Annotated in this window: 4 protein-coding genes; 3 read left to right on the top strand and 1 reads right to left on the bottom strand. The window is 71.8% G+C overall.

Features of this window, described 5'->3' with window-relative positions:
* Together NQ160_RS21410 and NQ160_RS21405 are read left to right on the top strand one after the other, a co-directional pair.
* A partial coding sequence (locus NQ160_RS21410; protein ID WP_257517086.1) for an ABC transporter ATP-binding protein occupies window positions 1–612 on the top strand: 612 nt, incomplete at its 5' end.
* Window positions 612–1,946 carry an ABC transporter permease gene (locus NQ160_RS21405; protein ID WP_257517085.1) on the top strand — a complete coding sequence of 445 codons (1,335 nt, stop codon included), beginning with the start codon at window positions 612–614 and terminating at the stop codon, window positions 1,944–1,946. The genes NQ160_RS21410 and NQ160_RS21405, both read left to right, overlap by 1 nt.
* A 79-nt stretch (window positions 1,947–2,025) precedes the next feature.
* On the opposite strand, the gene NQ160_RS21400 is transcribed toward NQ160_RS21405, so the two are convergent.
* Window positions 2,026–2,547, bottom strand: coding sequence for a GNAT family N-acetyltransferase (locus NQ160_RS21400; RefSeq protein WP_257517084.1), 522 nt, complete (start codon window positions 2,545–2,547; stop codon window positions 2,026–2,028).
* A 31-nt stretch (window positions 2,548–2,578) separates the two neighbouring features.
* Here NQ160_RS21400 and NQ160_RS21395 point away from each other — a divergent pair.
* Window positions 2,579–3,060 (top strand): 4-hydroxy-tetrahydrodipicolinate reductase (locus NQ160_RS21395; RefSeq protein WP_306853957.1); only part of this gene is annotated, 482 nt, incomplete at its 3' end.

Genomic DNA, 3,060 nt, shown 5'->3' with positions numbered 1-3,060 from the left:
GCGCTCAAGGGCGTCAACCTGCGCATCGCCCGCGGGGACTACGTCTCCATCGTCGGGCCGAGTGGGTCGGGCAAGTCGACGATGCTGAACATGCTGGGGCTGCTGGACCGCCCGAGCGTGGGGGAGTACCGCATCGACGGTGTCGTGACCGGGACCCTCACCGAGAACGAGCGCGCGGCGGTGCGTGCGCGCCGGATCGGGTTCGTGTTCCAGTCGTTCCACCTCATGCCGCGGCGCACCGTCTTGGACAACGTGCTCATGCCGATGCTCTACAGCGGGGTGCCGCGGCACGAGCGCGAACGCCGGGCCCGTGACACGCTCGAGCGGGTGGGGCTGGAGCACCGCCTCGATTTCCTTCCCACGACGCTTTCCGGTGGCGAGCGGCAGCGTGTCGCCGTCGCGCGCGCCGTGGTCAGCACCCCCAGCGTGCTGCTGGCTGACGAGCCGACGGGAAACCTGGATGCCGCCACCTCCGAAGAGGTGATGGAGCTGTTCGACGACCTGCGCGCCGACGGGCTCACCCTCGTCGTCATCACCCACGACAGCACCGTGGCCGCCCGCGCCGACCGGCGCGTGCGCATCGCCGACGGTCGCCTGAGCGAGGAGTCCTGATGCGGTGGCGTCCTCGGCTGCGGCGTAAGCCCGTGGCATCCGACTCCGCTGCGGCATCCGACTCCGCGGAAGGCGACACCACGGCAGCGACCGATCTCGTGCCCCACGTGCGGCGCGCCGATCGCTTCACCTTCCAGGATCTCGTGGTCGAGGCGACCGCGGACATCGGCTCCAGGCCGGGCCGGCTGGCGATGACGCTCGTGGGAACGGTGCTCGGCATCGGTGCCCTGGTCGCGACGATCGGCTTCGCGCAGACGGCCGCGCACCAGATCGAGCGTCAATTCGACGCGGTGAAGGCGACGCAGGTGGTGGTCTCGCCCGGCGAGACCGCGACCGCGTCGGGCGGCAGCGCGGCCACGGCCCGGCTGCCGTGGGACGGCGTCGACCGCGTCACACGGCTCGTCGGCGTGGTGGCGGCGACGCTCGTCGCCGACCTGTCGCTCGGTGATGACTCCATCACCGCCGTGCCGGTGAACGACCCCTCGGCGCCCGCGGTCGCGTCGCCCGCCCTCGTCGCCGCGACGGCAGGCCTGCTCGACGTGATCGGCGGGCAACTGGTGACCGGTCGCATGTTCGACGCCGGGCACGACCAGCGGGCGGACCGTGTCGTGGTGCTCGGTGCGCGCGCGGCGGAGCGCTTGGGGATTAACCGGGTGGACCGGCAGCCGTCGGTGTTCATCGGGGGAGTCCCCTACGCCGTCGTCGGGGTCTTCGACGGGGTGCAGGCCCGCGGCGGGCTGCTCGACGCCGTCGTCATGCCGATGCAGACGGCGCGCGCGGAGCGGGCGCTGACGGCCCCCGGCGAGATGCAGATCCGGATATCCATGGGAACCGGGCCGCAGGTGGGCGAGCAGTCGGCCATCGCGCTGTCGCCCGGCGCGCCCGAGAACCTGGAAGTCGCCGCGCCGTCGGCGCGCTCAGTCCTCGGCGACAGCGTCAGCGCCGACGTCAACGTGGTCTTCCTCATCCTCGGAGGCATCGTGCTGCTGGCGGGTGCGCTGGGCATCGCGAACGTGACGATGCTCAACGTCATCGAGCGCGTGCCCGAGATCGGCCTGCGCCGGGCGCTGGGCGCGACGGGACGGCAGATCGCATCGCAGTTCGTGGTGGAGTCGATCATCATCGGGCTGCTCGGCGGTCTGCTGGGAGCCGCGCTGGCCGTGGTGTCGGTCGTACTGTTCTCGGTGGCACAGCAATGGACACCGATCATCGACCCGTGGATCGCCGTCGGCGGCGCGGTCCTCGGCGCTGTGGTCGGTCTCGTCGCCGGCTGGTTCCCGGCTCGGCGTGCCTCTCGCATCGAGCCGGTGACCGCGCTGCGCGGCGGCCGCTGACCGCTCGCGAGTGAGTATTCGAGGCGCCGAGTGAGTATTCGTCACGCCGCGTGAGTATTCGCCCCAGCGGGCAGCTCGTCTACTCGGAACGGCTGTGTGCCGACCCCGCATCGCTGCGCGGAGCCGATCGCTCGCCGAGCACCTTCCCGTACCACCGGGTCGCGTTGCTGTTGTCGTTGTACGGCTCGATGGCGACGAACCCCGAGGCCGCGTACAGCCGCCCCGCCGCTTCGAGGCTGTGGTGGGTGTCGAGGACGAGCTCGGCCGCCCCCCACTGCCGCGCGGCATCCTCGAGCCCACCCAGCAACAGCCGGCCCCACCCGCGACCGCGCGTCTCGGGCCGCAGGTACAGGTGCTTCACCTCGTATCGGCGCCCGTCAGGGCCGCCGGCGATGCGCCGGATGCCGCCACAGCCGACCGCGCGCCCTTCGTCGTCCTCGACCATCAGGAACACCCCCGCGTCGGGAGTGAAGGCCGCCGGGTCGGGGAAGACGGTGCGGTACGCCGGGCCGGGGAAGGTCTCGGCCCGCATGGCGAAGTACTCCTCGAGCAGCTCGCGCGCGGCGGGGTCGTCGACGGGTGCGGGGCGCAGGCTCACCATGCCTTCGAGCGTAGCCCCGTAGGCTGGTGGCATGACGACACGCGTGGCCCTCGTCGGCGCGACCGGCAAGCTCGGCAGCATCGTGAGCGGGGTCGTGGCCGAGACAGAAGGCTTCGAACTGATTGCGGCGCTGTCGTCGGCGAGCGATCTTTCGGAGATGGATGCCGCCGACCTCGTGATCGACACCTCGACCCCCGCCGTCTCGATCGACGTCGTGCGCCGCGCCGTCGAGCGGGGGAAGCAGCTGCTCGTGGGAACCTCCGGGTGGTCGGCCGAGCGCATCGCCCTCGTGCGCCCGCTCGTGCAGGACGCGGGCACCGGCGCCGTGTTCATCCCGAACTTCTCGCTCGGCTCCGTGCTCGGAACCGCGCTCGCCGCGGCATCCGCCCCGTTCTTCCCCTCGATCGAGATCGTCGAGGCTCACCGTGAGACCAAGGTCGATTCCCCCAGCGGCACCGCGGTGCGCACCGCCGAGCTGATCGCCGCCTCGCGCTCCCAGGTCGGTCCCGTCGA

The organism is Microbacterium sp. zg.Y909 (assembly GCF_024626565.1).
This window is presented reverse-complemented; position numbering and strand designations above follow the sequence as displayed.